The 15,340-nt window shown below is 66.9% G+C and carries 11 protein-coding genes; 3 read left to right on the forward strand and 8 right to left on the reverse strand.

The features are described 5' to 3' along the window. The first annotated feature begins 418 nt into the window (after positions 1–418). Together SSMG_RS01785 and SSMG_RS01790 are read left to right on the forward strand one after the other, a co-directional pair. Positions 419–3,850 (forward strand): DNA-directed RNA polymerase subunit beta, encoded by a 3,432-nt coding sequence (locus SSMG_RS01785; RefSeq protein WP_199786132.1) that lies wholly within the window; start codon positions 419–421, stop codon positions 3,848–3,850. A 90-nt stretch (positions 3,851–3,940) separates the two neighbouring features. Further along, the gene (locus SSMG_RS01790) at positions 3,941–7,852 is read left to right on the forward strand and encodes a DNA-directed RNA polymerase subunit beta' (protein WP_009072245.1); all 3,912 of its coding nucleotides are present in this window, start codon (positions 3,941–3,943) and stop codon (positions 7,850–7,852) included. A gap of 62 nt (positions 7,853–7,914) precedes the next feature. Here the strand turns inward: SSMG_RS01790 and SSMG_RS01795 are convergent, their stop codons facing one another. The 4 genes from SSMG_RS01795 to SSMG_RS01810 are packed head-to-tail and all read right to left on the reverse strand — an operon-like array spanning position 7,915 to position 10,717. Continuing rightward, complete coding sequence (locus SSMG_RS01795) at positions 7,915–8,730, reverse strand: hypothetical protein (protein WP_009072247.1); 816 nt, start codon at positions 8,728–8,730, stop codon at positions 7,915–7,917. Positions 8,731–8,733: 3 nt separating this feature from the next. Beyond that, a complete protein-coding gene (locus SSMG_RS01800; protein WP_009072250.1) occupies positions 8,734–9,795 on the reverse strand; it encodes a hypothetical protein in 1,062 nt (353 codons plus the stop codon). Positions 9,796–9,803: 8 nt separating this feature from the next. Beyond that, positions 9,804–10,139, reverse strand: a complete 336-nt coding sequence (locus SSMG_RS01805) for a hypothetical protein (RefSeq protein ID WP_009072252.1) — start codon at positions 10,137–10,139, stop codon at positions 9,804–9,806. Continuing rightward, positions 10,139–10,717 carry a YbaB/EbfC family nucleoid-associated protein gene (locus SSMG_RS01810; protein ID WP_009072254.1) on the reverse strand — a complete coding sequence of 193 codons (579 nt, stop codon included), beginning with the start codon at positions 10,715–10,717 and terminating at the stop codon, positions 10,139–10,141. Before SSMG_RS01810 ends, SSMG_RS01805 begins: the two co-directional genes overlap by 1 nt. A gap of 179 nt (positions 10,718–10,896) precedes the next feature. Here SSMG_RS01810 and SSMG_RS01815 point away from each other — a divergent pair, with 179 nt between their 5' ends. Next, a complete protein-coding gene (locus SSMG_RS01815) occupies positions 10,897–11,535 on the forward strand; it encodes a zinc ribbon domain-containing protein (RefSeq protein WP_199785752.1) in 639 nt (212 codons plus the stop codon). Positions 11,536–11,609: 74 nt separating this feature from the next. Here SSMG_RS01815 and SSMG_RS01820 read toward each other — a convergent pair whose 3' ends face one another. The 4 genes from SSMG_RS01820 to SSMG_RS01835 are packed head-to-tail and all read right to left on the reverse strand — an operon-like array spanning position 11,610 to position 15,204. After that, the gene (locus SSMG_RS01820; RefSeq protein ID WP_009072258.1) at positions 11,610–13,115 is read right to left on the reverse strand and encodes a hypothetical protein; all 1,506 of its coding nucleotides are present in this window, start codon (positions 13,113–13,115) and stop codon (positions 11,610–11,612) included. Positions 13,116–13,119: 4 nt separating this feature from the next. Beyond that, positions 13,120–14,277, reverse strand: a complete 1,158-nt coding sequence (locus SSMG_RS01825) for a hypothetical protein (protein WP_009072260.1) — start codon at positions 14,275–14,277, stop codon at positions 13,120–13,122. 13 nt (positions 14,278–14,290) lie between these two features. Continuing rightward, positions 14,291–14,626 carry a type VII secretion target gene (locus tag SSMG_RS01830; protein WP_009072261.1) on the reverse strand — a complete coding sequence of 112 codons (336 nt, stop codon included), beginning with the start codon at positions 14,624–14,626 and terminating at the stop codon, positions 14,291–14,293. Next, positions 14,623–15,204, reverse strand: coding sequence for a YbaB/EbfC family nucleoid-associated protein (locus SSMG_RS01835; protein ID WP_009072262.1), 582 nt, complete (start codon positions 15,202–15,204; stop codon positions 14,623–14,625). Before SSMG_RS01835 ends, SSMG_RS01830 begins: the two co-directional genes overlap by 4 nt. Between the last annotated feature and the right edge of the window lie 136 nt (positions 15,205–15,340).

A 15,340-nucleotide genomic window follows, 5' to 3' on the forward strand; every position in this document is an offset into this window, starting at 1 on the left:
TGACTCCAAAGCCGCGTGGGTTCACGCTTACTGCCAACGGTCACGGCCGGGGAACGCGAACCTTGCGGGAGGGGCGCGAAAACCCGGTGCGAAACCGGGAGCCGAAGGACGCAGTGAGGCTCAGGGAGACGCACTGCCCGAAGGTGACGCGATGCAGGCTGGGCCCCGTCTGGAGTGCCCCCTGGACAGACCGCGCCATCCGGGCTAGACTGCCTCTTTGCGCTGCCCTCTTTCAGGCTGCCCGGAGCCGGTAGTTAGGATAGTGGGCACACGGCACCCCTGACAGTCCGCGACAGCTGTTGCCATCGCGGCTGCTCACCGCTCATTGTCCCCGGAAGGACGCATCTTGGCAGTCTCTCCCGCGAACCAGGCCACTGCTGCGACCACCTCGGCTGAATCCCGCGCGCAGGCCACGGGAATCCCCGGAGCGCCCAAGCGGGTCTCCTTCGCGAAGATCCGCGAGCCACTCTCCACCCCGAACCTGCTTGACGTCCAGATCCAGTCGTTCCAGTGGTTCACCGGCAACGAGGCGTGGTTCGAGCGCCGCGTCAACGAAGGCGAAGAGAACCCGGTCGGCGGTCTGGAAGAGGTCCTCAACGAGATCTCGCCGATCGAGGACTTCTCGGGCTCGATGTCCCTGTCCTTCTCCGCTCCGCGCTTCGACGAGGTCAAGGCCTCGATCGAGGAGTGCAAGGACAAGGACATGACGTACGCGGCCCCGCTGTTCGTCACCGCCGAGTTCGTCAACAACAACACCGGCGAGATCAAGAGCCAGACGGTCTTCCTGGGCGACTTCCCGGTGATGACCGACAAGGGCACCTTCATCATCAACGGCACCGAGCGGGTCGTCGTGTCCCAGCTGGTGCGTTCTCCGGGCGTGTACTTCGACAGCAGTGTCGACAAGACGACCGACAAGGACGTCTTCAGCGTGCGCGTGATCCCGAGCCGCGGCGCGTGGCTCGAGTTCGACGTGGACAAGCGCGACACCGTCGGCGTCCGCATCGACCGCAAGCGCCGCCAGCCGGTCACCGTGCTGCTGAAGGCGCTGGGCTGGACCACCGAGGCGATCCGCGAGCGCTTCTCGTTCTCCGAGACGCTGCTGGCCACCCTCGAGAAGGACCACACCGCGGGCACCGACGAGGCGCTGCTCGACATCTACCGCAAGCTGCGCCCGGGCGAGCCGCCCACGAAGGAGAGCGCGCAGACGCTGCTGGAGAACCTGTTCTTCAAGCCGAAGCGCTACGACCTGGCCAAGGTCGGCCGCTACAAGGTCAACAAGAAGCTGGGCCTCGACACCCCGTACGAGACCGGCACGCTGACCGAAGAGGACATCGTCTCGGCCATCGAGTACCTGGTCCGGCTGCACGCCGGCGAGGACAAGATGACCAGCTCCGCCGGCGTCGAGGTGCCGGTCGAGACCGACGACATCGACCACTTCGGCAACCGCCGCCTGCGCACCGTCGGCGAGCTGATCCAGAACCAGATCCGGGTCGGCCTCTCCCGCACCGAGCGCGTCGTGCGCGAGCGCATGACCACGCAGGACGTCGAGGCGATCACGCCGCAGACCCTGATCAACATCCGCCCGATCGGCGCGGCGATCAAGGAGTTCTTCGGCACCTCGCAGCTGTCGCAGTTCATGGACCAGAACAACCCGCTGTCGGGCCTGACGCACAAGCGTCGTCTTTCGGCCCTCGGCCCGGGCGGTCTGTCCCGTGAGCGCGCCGGCATGGAGGTCCGCGACGTCCACCCGTCGCACTACGGCCGGATGTGCCCGATCGAGACGCCGGAAGGCCCGAACATCGGCCTGATCGGCTCGCTGTGCTCCTACGCGCGGGTCAACCCGTTCGGCTTCATCGAGACGCCGTACCGCAAGGTCGTCGAGGGCCAGGTCACCGACCAGGTCGACTACCTGACCGCGGACGAGGAGGACCGTTACGTCAAGGCGCAGGCCAACGCGCCGCTGACCGACGACGGCCACTTCGTCGAGGAGAAGGTCCTGGGCCGCCGCAAGGGCGGCGAGGTCGAGCTGATCGACCCGCTCGAGATCGACTACATGGACGTGTCGCCGCGGCAGATGGTCTCCGTCGCCACCGCGATGATCCCGTTCCTGGAGCACGACGACGCGAACCGCGCGCTGATGGGCGCGAACATGCAGCGCCAGGCGGTTCCGCTGCTGCGCAACCAGGCTCCGTACGTGGGCACCGGCGTGGAGCTGCGCGCCGCGGTCGACGCCGGGGACGTCCTGGTCGCCGAGCAGGCCGGCGTGGTCGAGGAGCTGTCCGCGGACATCATCACGATCATGCACGACGACGGCACGCGGAAGAGCTACGGACTGTACAAGTTCCGCCGCTCCAACCACGGCACGTGCTTCAACCACCGGCCGATCGTCAACGAGGGCGACCGGGTCGAGCAGGGCCAGGTCATCGCCGACGGCCCGTCCACCGAGAACGGTGAGATGGCGCTCGGCAAGAACCTCCTCGTCGCGGTCATGCCGTGGGAGGGCCACAACTACGAGGACGCGATCATCCTCTCCGAGCGCCTGGTGCAGGACGACGTGCTGACGTCGATCCACATCGAGGAGCACGAGATCGACGCCCGCGACACCAAGCTGGGCGCCGAGGAGATCACCCGGGACATCCCGAACGTCTCCGAGGAGGTCCTGGCCGACCTCGACGAGCGCGGCATCATCCGGATCGGCGCCGAGGTCCGCGACGGCGACATCCTGGTCGGCAAGGTCACGCCGAAGGGCGAGACCGAGCTGACCCCGGAGGAGCGCCTGCTCCGCGCGATCTTCGGCGAGAAGGCGCGCGAGGTCCGCGACACCTCGCTGAAGGTGCCGCACGGCGAGACCGGCAAGGTCATCGGCATCCGGGTGTTCTCCCGCGAGGACGACGACGAGCTGCCCCCGGGCGTCAACGAGCTGGTCCGCGTCTACGTGGCCCAGAAGCGCAAGATCCAGCCGGGCGACAAGCTCGCCGGCCGGCACGGCAACAAGGGTGTCATCGGCAAGATCCTGCCGGTCGAGGACATGCCGTTCATGGAGGACGGCACCCCGGTCGACATCATCCTGAACACCCACGGTGTTCCGCGACGGATGAACATCGGCCAGATCCTCGAACTGCACCTCGGCTGGCTGGCCTCCCAGGGCTGGACGATCGAGGGCAACCCGGACTGGGCGAAGAACCTGTCGCCGGAGCTCTACGACGTCGCGCCCGGCACGAACACCGCCACCCCGGTGTTCGACGGCGCGAAGGAAGAGGAGCTCACTGGCCTCCTCGGGGCGACCAAGCCGAACCGCGACGGCGAGCGCATGGTCAAGGAGAACGGCAAGGCCACGCTGTTCGACGGCCGCTCCGGCGAGCCGTACCCGTACCCGGTGTCGGTCGGCTACATGTACATCCTGAAGCTGCACCACCTGGTCGACGACAAGATCCACGCCCGTTCCACCGGCCCGTACTCGATGATCACCCAGCAGCCGCTGGGCGGCAAGGCGCAGTTCGGCGGCCAGCGCTTCGGCGAGATGGAGTGCTGGGCGATGCAGGCCTACGGCGCGGCGTACACGCTGCAGGAACTGCTCACGATCAAGTCGGACGACGTGGTCGGCCGCGTCAAGGTGTACGAGGCGATCGTGAAGGGGGAGAACATCCCCGAGCCGGGCATCCCGGAGTCGTTCAAGGTGCTCCTCAAGGAGCTCCAGTCGCTGTGCCTCAACGTCGAGGTGCTCTCCAGCGACGGCGCGGCGATCGAGATGCGCGACTCCGACGACGAGGACCTCGAGCGCGCCGCGGCGAACCTCGGCATCAACCTGTCCCGCAACGAGTCGCCCTCGGTGGACGACGTCGTGCACTGATTCGGTGTCGAGCCGGGATCTGCCTCCCGCGGATCCCGGCTCCACCGCCGACCCCTCCTCTAGCCGAATCAACCCCAAGGGGATCTAGACGTGCTGGACGTCAACTTTTTCGATGAGCTCCGGATTGGCCTCGCCACCGCCGACGACATCCGTCAGTGGTCCTTCGGCGAGGTCAAGAAGCCGGAGACCATCAACTACCGGACCCTCAAGCCGGAGAAGGACGGGCTCTTCTGCGAGAAGATCTTCGGTCCGACCCGGGACTGGGAGTGCTACTGCGGCAAGTACAAGCGCGTCCGGTTCAAGGGCATCATCTGCGAGCGTTGCGGCGTCGAGGTCACTCGCGCCAAGGTGCGCCGTGAGCGGATGGGCCACATCGAGCTGGCCGCGCCGGTCACCCACATCTGGTACTTCAAGGGCGTTCCGTCGCGCCTTGGCTACCTGCTGGACCTGGCGCCCAAGGACCTCGAGAAGATCATCTACTTCGCTGCTTACGTCATCACCGGCGTGAACACGGAGCTGCGCCACAACGACCTGCCGACGCTCGAAAACGAGATCGGCGTCGAGCGCAAGAACCTCGAGACGAAGCGCGACGCCGACATCGAGGCCCGCGCGCAGAAGCTGGAAGCCGACCTGGCCGAGCTGGAGGCGGAGGGCGCGAAGTCCGACGTCCGCCGCAAGGTCAAGGAGGGCGGCGAGCGCGAGATGCGCCAGATCCGCGACCGTGCCGGTCGCGAGCTGGACCGTCTCGAGGAGGTCTGGACCACCTTCACCAAGCTCGAGCCGCGTCAGCTGATCGCCGACGAGCTGCTCTACCGCGAGCTGATCGACCGGTACGGCGAGTACTTCACCGGCGGCATGGGCGCGGAGGCGATCCAGAAGCTGGCGACCGAGTTCGACGTCGCCGCGGAGGCCGACAGCCTGCGCGACACCATCCGCAACGGCAAGGGGCAGAAGAAGCTCCGCGCGCTGAAGCGGCTCAAGGTCGTCGCCGCGTTCCAGGCGACCGGCAACGACCCGCGCGGCATGGTGCTCGACGCCGTCCCGGTCATCCCGCCGGACCTGCGCCCGATGGTGCAGCTCGACGGCGGCCGCTTCGCCACGTCGGACCTGAACGACCTGTACCGCCGCGTGATCAACCGGAACAACCGGCTCAAGCGGCTGATCGACCTCGGCGCGCCCGAGATCATCGTCAACAACGAGAAGCGGATGCTGCAGGAGGCCGTCGACGCGCTGTTCGACAACGGCCGCCGCGGGCGTCCGGTCACCGGCCCGGGCAACCGGCCGCTGAAGTCGCTGTCCGACCTGCTGAAGGGCAAGCAGGGCCGGTTCCGCCAGAACCTGCTGGGCAAGCGCGTCGACTACTCGGGCCGTTCGGTCATCATCGTCGGCCCGCAGCTGAAGCTGCACCAGTGCGGTCTGCCGAAGGACATGGCGCTCGAGCTGTTCAAGCCGTTCGTCATGAAGCGGCTGGTCGACCTGAACCACGCGCAGAACATCAAGTCTGCCAAGCGGATGGTGGAGCGGTCGCGGCCGCAGGTGTGGGACGTGCTCGAAGAGGTCATCACCGGCCACCCGGTGATGCTGAACCGCGCGCCGACCCTGCACCGGCTGGGCATCCAGGCCTTCGAACCGCAGCTGGTCGAGGGCAAGGCCATCCAGCTGCACCCGCTGGTCTGCGAAGCGTTCAACGCGGACTTCGACGGCGACCAGATGGCGGTGCACCTGCCGCTGTCGGCCGAGGCGCAGGCCGAGGCCCGGATCCTGATGCTGTCGGCGAACAACATCCTGTCGCCGGCGTCGGGCCGTCCGCTCGCCATGCCGCGGCTGGACATGGTCACCGGTCTGTTCCACCTGACCCGGCTGAACGAGAACGCCGAGGGCGCGGGCAACGCGTACTCGTCGCCCGCCGAGGCGATCATGGCGTTCGACCGCAAGGCGCTGAGCCTGCACGCCCCGGTCAAGATCCGCGTCACCGACCGGCAGCCGGCGAAGGCCGACGAGGCGGCGCTCGCGGAGAAGGGCTGGGAGCCGGGCAAGCCGTGGCTGGCCGAGACGACCCTGGGCCGCGTCCTGTTCAACGACCTGCTGCCGGCGGACTACCCGTTCATCAACGAGCCGATGCCGAAGAAGCGGCAGGCGGCCATCGTGAACGACCTCGCCGAGCGGTACTCGATGACGCAGGTCGCGCAGACGCTGGACAAGCTCAAGGACGCCGGTTTCTACTGGGCGACCCGCTCGGGCGTCACGGTCGCGATCTCGGACGTGCTGACCCCGGTCGGCAAGAAGGCCATTCTCGACGAGTACGAGGGCAAGGCCGACCAGGTCGAGAAGCGGTACCAGCGCGGTCAGCTGTCCCACGCCGAGCGCAACAACGAGCTCGTCAAGGTGTGGACGCAGGCGACCGAAGAGGTCCACAAGATCATGGAGACGGCGCTGCCGGACGACAACCCGATCGCCATGATCGTGAAGTCGGGCGCCGCCGGAAACATGACGCAGGTCCGTTCGCTGGCCGGTATGCGTGGTCTGGTGTCGAACCCGAAGGGCGAGTACATCCCGCGTCCGATCAAGGCGAACTTCCGTGAAGGCCTGTCGGTGGCGGAGTACTTCATCGCGACGCACGGCGCCCGGAAGGGTCTGGCGGACACGGCGCTCCGTACCGCGGACTCGGGTTACCTGACCCGTCGTCTGGTGGACGTTTCGCAGGACGTCATCGTCCGCGAGGTCGACTGCGGCACCACGCGCGGCATCATGATGCCGATCGGCGAGGACCTCGGCGACGGCAAGATCGTGCGCGACCAGCACGTCGAGACCTCCGTGTACGCGCGGAACCTCGCGACGGACGCGGTGGACGCCAAGGGCAACGTCGTGCTGAACGCGGGCGACGACATCGGCGACCCGGCCATCGAGAAGCTGCTCTCCAGCGGCATCTCGAAGGTCAAGGTCCGTTCGGTGCTGACCTGCGAGTCGGCGGTCGGCGTGTGCGCGACCTGCTACGGCCGTTCGATGGCGACGGGCCAGCTCGTCGACGTCGGCGAGGCGGTCGGCATCGTCGCCGCCCAGTCGATCGGTGAGCCGGGCACGCAGCTGACGATGCGTACCTTCCACCAGGGTGGTGTCGCCGGTGACGACATCACGACCGGTCTGCCCCGGGTCACCGAGCTTTTCGAGGCTCGCGTGCCGAAGGGCAAGGCTCCGATCGCGGACGTCGACGGCCGCGTGCGGATCGAGGAGAGCGAGCGGTTCTGGAAGATCACCCTGATCCCGGACGACGGGTCGGAGGAGATCGTCTTCGACAAGCTGTCCAAGCGGCAGCGGCTCGCGAACACCCCGAACGGCCCGCTGGGCGACGGCGACCACGTCAACGTCGGTCAGCAGCTGCTCGAGGGCACGCCGGACCCGCACGAGGTCCTGCGCGTCATGGGCCCGCGCGAAGCGCAGATGCACCTCACGGACGAGGTCCAGAAGGTGTACCGGGCGCAGGGTGTGTCGATCCACGACAAGCACATCGAGGTCATCGTGCGGCAGATGCTGCGCCGCGTGACGATCATCGACTCCGGGGCCACGGACTTCCTGCCGGGCGAGCTGCCCGAGCGGACGAAGTTCGAGGCGACGAACCGGGCCGCGGTCGCCGAGGGCGGCGAGCCGGCTTCGGGCCGTCCGGTGCTGATGGGCATCACGAAGGCGTCGCTGACCACGGACTCGTGGCTGTCGGCGGCCTCGTTCCAGGAGACCACGCGAGTCCTGACCGACGCGGCGATCAACGGCCGTTCGGACAAGCTCGTGGGCCTCAAGGAGAACGTCATCATCGGTAAGCTCATCCCGGCCGGTACGGGCATCAACAAGTACCGGAACATCCAGGTGCAGCCGACCGAGGAGGCGCGGGTCGCGGCGTACGCGATCCCGTCCTACGACGACGGTTACTACACCCCGGACGTGTTCGGTTCGGGCACCGGCGCCGCGGTTCCGCTGGACGACTACGACTTCGGTCGCGACTTCCGCTGAACCTCGCACAGCTGAACGAAAAGCCCCCGGTCCTCGTGACCGGGGGCTTTTCTTCTGCGTGCTCAGACCGCGGCGGGCACGTCGATCCGGTCGAGGAAGCCGGCGACCAGGTCGATTCTGGCGACCAGGGTCGCCGGGTCGATCTCGTCCCGGTACACCGCGTAGCACCACCCGCGCTCGACGCCGATGAGGTCCGGAAGCAACTCGTGGTTGCCGCGCAGCCAGTCCACGGTGTCCGGGCTGGCGACCCGGGCCGAGAACTCCTGATCGCTGGTGTATCCGGTGAACTCGTTCTCGGCCAACGGAAATTGCTCCCAGCGGGCTACTGAGGGAGAACTTCGCGCCTCCGCCTCGAACAGCCTTTGCTGGTAGTTGAGATAAACCATGGTCCGCCCGAACATCCGCACCGGTTCGGTCGGATACGCCTTGGCGATCTTCATGCTCGGCGTCGGCCCGACCTTGGTTTCGATGGTGTACTCGTAGATCCTTCTGGTGCTGTTGGCCCCGACCCGGAGCGTGCACCAGTACTCGCTGACCCGGAACTGCCGGTCCCGCCACGGCAGGTCAGCCGCGAACTCGACGGTCGGAGGACTGCTGGGGAAGGTCATGCCCTCCGAGATGGTCTTCGGCCGGTACATCTCGCCAAGAGGTTTCCGGCGTTGCGCGGACCGAGGCCGCCCGTATTTCAGATCGGCGACCATGGATCCGCCCAGTTCCTCGGGCACCGCGTGCAATGCGGCCTGCCGGGCTCGCTTCGCCCGTTTCTTCTTCAGATGCCAGCGGAAGCCGAGATAACTCGGGAGCACGACCATGACCAGGAGTCCGAGGATCGGCCTGAGCCAGTACCAAGCGTCGTGCTCTGCGAGGGCGAGATCCACGGCTCAGAACTCCAGATCTTTTTTGGTCTCGTCTTCCGAAGTTCCGTCCCCGGTCGCCGCGTACTCGACGGCCTTGCGCGCGTTCTCCAGATGTCCCAACGGTTTTCCTGGCTTGACCGGCAGGTCGGGATCGTTCTTGTCGTGGCTTCGGAGCCCGATCTGCGACCGTGCCTCGTCCAACAGCTTCCCGCCGACGGTTTTCCCGAAACCGGCCTTGGCCCGCTTCGCGGTGGTCTTGCCGCCCTCCACGGCCATCTTGGCCACCTCGTCCTTGGCCGCCTTGAAGAACGTCTGGAACCGCGCGATCAGGTCCTTGATCAGGTCCAGCAGCTTCTGCAGCTTGCTGACCTGCTTCGTCGCCTTGCCCGCGGTAGTCGCCGCGCGCACCCCGGTGGCCGTGCCCGCCGCCGCGGTGGACGCTCCGAACGACGGGACCGCGGCGGCCAACGCCGGGATCCAGATCATGATCAGCCAGGTGATCAGCTCGGTCAGCAACGCCTTGATGAAGTCCTCGATGACGGTCATCGCCATGCTGCAGACCTGCAGCATCGTCGCGATGTCTCCGGCCTGGTCGGCGGTGCCGGTGATCCCGGTCGAGAACTTGGCCAGCTTCTCCGCCGCGGTTTCGGCCGCGCCGCCCTCCCACTGCGAGAGCGAGCTTTTCGCCTGCTCGCTGAACTGGTGCGCGAACTGCTCCAGCCCGCGCCCGATCGCCGTGAAGTTCTCGGCCGCTTTGGACAGCGCCGGGCCGTCGCCGCTGACGAAGTGGATCGCGTCCTGGAGCGGGTCGCAGACGGCCAGCAGGAAGTTCAGTCCCTGGCCGACCAGCCAGCCGATCGGGTCGGAACTGATGCTCATCGCGGTCTCCGCGCACGACTGGACGAAGTTGGTCGTCTCGGAGACCACCCCGCTCAGCCCGGTCGCGGTGTCGCCTGCCTTGATCGCGTCGCTGGTGCCCGCGTCGTAGATCTTCACCGCGCCGCCCACCACCGGCAGCGCGTTGACGATCTTCTTGCCGGTGCCGTCCTCCGGCTTGATCTCGATCTTGCCCAATGGATCGGACATCCCGCCCCCTACTTCCGTCCGCTGCCGAGGTTGTCGAGCTGGCCCATGACGTCTTTCCAGCTGCGGCAGTGATCCTCTTCGGTCTGGTCGTAGAACTGGCCGGCGCGGTTGATCTTGTCGGACGCGGACTGCAGGCCGGTTTCCATCGCGGTCAGCAGGTCTTTCAGGTCGTTGACCATGTCCGTGTACATGTGCTTGACGAGGATGCCGACAATGCCCCAGGACTCGTCGCCGACGTCGGCCTGCGCCACCTTGCCCTTGACCCCGGCGACCGCGGTCTTGTTGCCCGCCAGCTGGCGGGAGTAGTCGTAGAGCTTCGCCGTCTGCACCTGGTAGCCGGCCATCAGCGAGGGTCCTCGTCGTCGAACAGGTTTTTCAGGAAGTCGTCCCCGGCGGACCCGGCCGAGGACGGCGGTGGCGGGAGAGGGGTCCGCTCCTCGGGGTCGGCCAGCAGTTCGCGCTCGGAGTAGTCCTCGTGCTGGTCTTCCTCGACGCTCCGCTGCGGCGCGGGCGCGCCCCGCTCCATCGCGGCACGCAATTCCTCGACGTCGGTGCCCAGCAACTCGGCCTGGGTTTCCAGCACCTGCTCGGTGAGCCGCATCGAATTGCCCGTGTGCTGGTCCACCAGCACGGCCTGCTGCCGCGCGGACTCGGCGACCGCCTGCTGCAGCGTCGCCATCAACATCCCGGACAACTCGGTCCCGCCGTGGCGCAGCGCGGCATCGGTCACCTGGATGTTCTTGATCGACCCGCCCGGACCGGCGACCACCGTGACCGACCGGTCGGGCGACATCGCGGTCGCTTCGAGCGCACTCAGTTCCTCCTGCATCTGGGCGATGCCGGAGAACTGGTCGTCCACCCGCCGCAGCCTCGATTGGAACCGGTCGAACTCCGCGACCAGCCGGTCGAACTCGTCGGACATGCTGTCTCCCCCTGTGCTCGGTTGCTCTGCCAATCCGGCATTTTACGGACGGTAGCTGACTAAACAGGCAAAACCGCAAAAAACCCTGCCGCGCGGCCTCCGCTCACGATGCGTAGCGGGTCTGGAGTCGGTACTTGTACGGTCGTGCCCCGTCGTCGACTTGGCGTACTTTCGCGCGCGTGGCTGATGTCGTGCCGTTCACGGACAACTTCTCGGATCTCTCCAATGCCCAGGGCTACCAGTTCGAGTTCCGTTGCGAGCGCTGCGGAAACGGGTACCGCTCGGCATTCCAGCGGGACGCGATGGAGACCGGACGCAGCATGCTGCGCGCGGTGGGCTCCTTCTTCGGCGGGACGCTTCAGCAGCTGAGCAGCTCCGCCGACCAGTGGAAGTACGACCGAGCGACGAACTCGGCGGCGAAAGACCGCGCGCTGACCGCGGCCGTCGAGGAGATCACCCCGCGCTTCCGGCAGTGCCGCGGCTGCAGCGACTGGATGTGCGCGGACCAGTGCTGGAACGAGGAAATCGGCCAGTGCCTGCGCTGTTCGCCCATCGTGGCGGAGGAAATCTCCCGGGCACAGGCGGCGGCGCAGCGGGACCAGATCTGGGACAAGGCGCGCGAGAAGAACTGGACCAAGGAGCTGGACCTGGGCACCCGCGCGAAGCTCACCTGCCCGGACTGCGGGTTGAAGGTGGACGGCGGGAAGTTCTGCACCGGATGCGGGAGTTCACTGGCCCCGACCGTCCATTGTGGAGAGTGCGGCAAGGAGTCCACGGCGGGGGCGGTGTTCTGCGCGGATTGCGGGCACCGGCTCTGAGGTCCTTCCGCGGAAGCTCGCATAGCTGAACGAAAACCCCGCCGGGACTCCCGGCGGGGCATTCCACGTTGGGGCTACGCAGTTGCGAGAGTCTTGCGCATCTTGCGGACCCGCCGGGGCGGGCGGGGCAGGTATGTGCGCTTTGCGAGGTACAGGCCAGGGACAAGCCAGACCAAGGCCATCAGCAAATCGGTCGGGGCGGACGACGGACCGTCGGCCTGGTAGGCGATGTCTCCCCACAACGGTCCCAGCGAGACCTCGACGGTGTCGCCCTTCCTGGGCAGATCACCGACCCATCCGATGGTGATCTGACGAGTGGTGCCGTCCTGGCTGACCGTCCCTCGCACACTGGGCTGGTCGGTGACACAGCGGTAGTCGCCGGCGGCGCTGAAGCAATGCTGGGTGCCGCCCTCGCTCATCGTGGCGACCGTGAGCTGGACGTGCGGAGCCAGCCCGGTCATCGCTGCCGATGCGTTGACCGCGGGACCGATCCCGATGGCCAGCAGGCCGAGCGCGAGCAACGACCGCATGGTCAGCGAAATCGACGTCACCGGCTGCCGGTCGGCGGCCTCGCGGCGGCGGTTCACCGGCGTGCGGACGAAGCCGCCGCGCTTGCCGAACCAGGCGTCGTAACTCGTATCGGACCGGGTGGCGACGTCGGGGAAATCCCGGTCCCCGCCCCATACTTCCCACACCGGTGCCGGAACGGTGGCCGCCAGCATCGCGAGGCGACGGGAGTTGCCGAACATCCGGTCCTCGGTGAGGCCGCCGGCGTCCGTGGTCCACAAAGCGTTTCCGCAGAACGCCACTTGATGGACGCGGAACCACAGGTCGTGCATGATCATTTCGCGGCATTCGCCGGTGAGCACCGCCGCGGCGAACTCCGGGTCCGACGTAGAGACGGAGAACCGGCGGTCGAACTCGGGGTCGACCTCGAAACTGTGCAGCGTCGTATCCGGCCGTAGCCAGCCGAACTGGTTGCGGACGATCCGGGCATCCTCCAGCGGGGTGAAGAAGTCCGGCTCGAACGCCCGCGTGTTCGGCGAGATCGTGAGGGCGGGCACCTCCGGAACGCGCAGTGCGACGACCGCGTTGATCGAATCGAGCTCTTCGGACACCTTTCCGAGTTGTTCGAAGGTCTCGTTCCGGAACGGCGATGGGGTCGAGTACTCCATGCCGAGCAGCCGGTGGCCTTGGTGCGCGAACTCGACAGTGGTTCGCCGAGGCCAGGGATCGGGATGGGCAAGCGCCACCGCGCGGCCGTGGTGCGGCAGGAAGCCAAAGGTCGGTTCGCCTGCTGAATCGAGACGGTTGATCCAGTTTCGTTGATGCCAGCCCCGCCACGAGAGCAACGCGGTGACGACGAGCGGGAAGGCGATCCATCCGAACAGCGGGACCGAACTGGCCGTGCCTGCCGACAGCCAGTAGAGGCTCGTCAGCGAAAACGCGATCCCGGAGAGCGCGTAACAGATCGCGGCCCTGGCCGCACGGCGCGCCTCGAGCCAGTTCGCGAGCCACAGCAGGCCGAAGGAGAGCGCGTAACCGCCGACGATGAACCAGGGGCCGAGCAGATCTGTCATCCGCTTACTGGCCCATGTCGAGATCTTCGCGGGTTTCTTCGGCGCTCTGGCCGTTGCCGGGATGCTCTCGCTTGAGATAGTCGATCGTCTTGTTCGTTCCCTTGTAAGCGGCCTTGCCGGTGTACGCCGAGCCCTTCGACAGGTCGCCAGGGGTGATCCCGGTCGTCTCTTTGACGGTTTCGTCGAAGAACTTGCGCGGCACGCTCGTGAACACGTCCTTCGCCGCCTGCCCGTACGCGGCGCCCTGTGCGTTCAGGCCTTTGGCCAGTGCGCCGGTGATCGCCTTCTCCTCGCCGGGGGTCATGCCGACCTTGCCCGCCTTGGTGAGCTTCGAACCCTGCTTGACCAGGTCGTCGCTCCACTTCATCAGGAAGCCCATGAACTTGTCGAGCAGCTTGCCGAGCTTGCCGAGATGCTTGGTGATCTTGCCGAGTGCACTCGCCGCCTTCGCGACCGATGCCGCCATCGCCCCCGCGACCGACGAGCCGAAGCTCACGATCGAAGCGGCCAGTGCCGGCAGCCAGATGTAGATGAGCCAGCTGACCAGCTCCGAAATGATGGCCTTGACGACCTCTTCGATGACGGTCATGACCATCGACCACATCTGCAGCGTGTCGGCGACCGCGCCGGCGGCGGAGCCGATGCCCTCGATGCCCTGTGCGAACTCGGCCAGCGCCTTCTTGGCCGCCCCGCCTCCCTCGCCTTGCCAATCCTTGAGCGCTTCGTCCCCGACCTGGACGAACTCCTCGGCCAGGGTGACGAAGCCCTTGCCGATCGTGACGAAGTTGCCGGAGGCCGTCTTGAGCACGGGGCCGTCCCCGGTCACCATGTGCAGCGCGTCCTGGAGAGGCTGAACCAGCTCGAGGAGCATGTTGAGGCCGTTGCTGACCAGCCAGCCGACCGGGTCGAGCGCGAAGCTGGCCATGTCCAAGGTCGCGCCTGCCACGAAGCCCGCGCCGTCCTGCAACAATTGCCCGCTCGCCGCGGCGACGTCGCCGACGTCCTTCGCGGAGCCGAACTTCCTGTAGGCGTTCTCGATGGTTTCGACGCCCTTGCCGACGACCGGCGCCTTCTTGGCGGTGTCGCCGACATTCTTCAAGAAGCTGTCGTCGTAGCCTTTGAGGTTGTTCTTGACGCCGTCGGCGACGCTGTCCTGCCCCATGCTTCCCCCTTGCTCAGAGCGGTCCGTCGATGTCGGCCTTGAACTTGCCGAAGGTCAGCACGGCGTCCTTTTCATGGCCGTCGTAGATGCTCGCGGCCTGATTGAGCTTGCCCTGGAACGCGCCGACCCCGGTCTTCATCAGCTCCAGCAGCTGTCTGAGCTCGTCGAGCTTGCTCGTATAGGTCTGCTTGACCGCCAGCCCGATCAACCCCCAGGACCGGTCGGTGACGTCGGCCTGGTTTACGAGGTCGCCGAACTTGGCCGCTTCTCCCGTGTAGTGATCGAGGCCGGTGGCGTACTTGGTGATCGCCGCGGTGTCGACCTGGTGACCGCCGTTCGTCGGGCTCATCGGTGGTCCTCCTCGTCGCTGAACAGGTTCTTGAGGAACTGGTCGCCCGCCGAAGCCGAGGGCGGCGCAGGCGGAGGCGCCTGAGGCGTCCGGCGGTCGTCACGGAGAAGACCGTTGTTCGCGAAATCCTCGTCGTCCGCGGCCGGCGCTGCCTGCCGCGGCTGCTCCTCCGGCAGGTTGGACTCCAGTTCTTCGACGGTGGTTCCCAAACCGGCTGCCTGAGCTTCCAGGACTTGTTCGGACACATTCAGGCCGAAGGCCGTTCCCACGTGCTCGTCGACGATGCCCGCCTGCTTGCGCGCGGATTCGGCGACGGCCTGGTGCAGGGTCGTCAGGATGGCGGACGCCAGCTGGTCCGGCTGCTGCCGGAGCGCGTCCGCGGTGAGCCGGAGATCTTTGATCGACCCGCTCGGGCCCGCGACGACGGTGACCGACCGGTCCGCCGACATCACTTCGGCCTCGAGCGCGTTCAGCTCCTCCTGCATGTCGCCGACCTTCGCGAACTGCGCTTCGGCCTGCTTGAGCTTCGTCTGGAACTTGTCGAACTCCGCGACGAGCCGTTCCATCTCCGCCGACACTGACGCTCACCCCTTCCCCTGCTCCCTGGCGTGCTGTGCGGATTATGCCGCTTCTGTCGCGTTCGCGCCGGAGGGTCGCGGAATCCGGCCTGGGTGGTTCAGCGGAGCGTAAGTGCGAAAGTTCCCGGGATTCGAT

Source organism: Streptomyces sp. AA4 (assembly GCF_000158875.1).
Taxonomy (GTDB): domain Bacteria; phylum Actinomycetota; class Actinomycetes; order Mycobacteriales; family Pseudonocardiaceae; genus Amycolatopsis.

Excerpts from the sequence above, each read along its gene's own strand:
- SSMG_RS01805 (WP_009072252.1), bottom strand. The coding sequence starts at position 10,139 with ATGGCCGGCTACCAGGTGCAGACGGCGAAGCTCTACGACTACTCCCGC.
- SSMG_RS01820 (WP_009072258.1), bottom strand. The coding sequence starts at position 13,115 with ATGACAGATCTGCTCGGCCCCTGGTTCATCGTCGGCGGTTACGCGCTC.
- SSMG_RS01830 (WP_009072261.1), bottom strand. The coding sequence starts at position 14,626 with ATGAGCCCGACGAACGGCGGTCACCAGGTCGACACCGCGGCGATCACC.
- SSMG_RS01800 (WP_009072250.1), bottom strand. The coding sequence starts at position 9,795 with ATGTCCGATCCATTGGGCAAGATCGAGATCAAGCCGGAGGACGGCACC.
- SSMG_RS01825 (WP_009072260.1), bottom strand. The coding sequence starts at position 14,277 with ATGGGGCAGGACAGCGTCGCCGACGGCGTCAAGAACAACCTCAAAGGC.
- SSMG_RS01810 (WP_009072254.1), bottom strand. The coding sequence starts at position 10,717 with ATGTCCGACGAGTTCGACCGGCTGGTCGCGGAGTTCGACCGGTTCCAA.